General features: G+C 39.4%; 1 protein-coding gene. It reads left to right on the forward strand.

What is annotated here, in order from left to right; translation table 11 throughout:
* Positions 1-50 precede the first annotated feature (50 nt).
* A partial coding sequence (locus L9G74_RS24740) for a signal peptidase complex subunit 3 family protein (RefSeq protein ID WP_238899121.1) occupies positions 51-231 on the forward strand: 181 nt, incomplete at its 3' end.

Consider the following 231-nt stretch of genomic DNA (forward strand, 5'->3'; position numbering starts at 1 on the left):
TGAACATCAACTGGTTTCAGAAACAGCCCAATGGCAATGACGAGGTCAGCATGACACTGAATATATCTGCAGATTTGCAGTCCCTTTTCACATGGAACACAAAACAGGTTTTTGTTTTTCTAGCTGCTGAGTATGAAACTCCTAAGAATTCCTTGAATCAGATATCCCTGTGGGATGGTATCATTCCCTCTAAAGAGCATGCGAAGTTTTGGATTCATACATCAAATAAAT

Origin of the sequence: Shewanella electrica, assembly GCF_022321485.1 — a bacterium.
Taxonomy (GTDB): Bacteria; Pseudomonadota; Gammaproteobacteria; order Enterobacterales; family Shewanellaceae; genus Shewanella; species Shewanella electrica.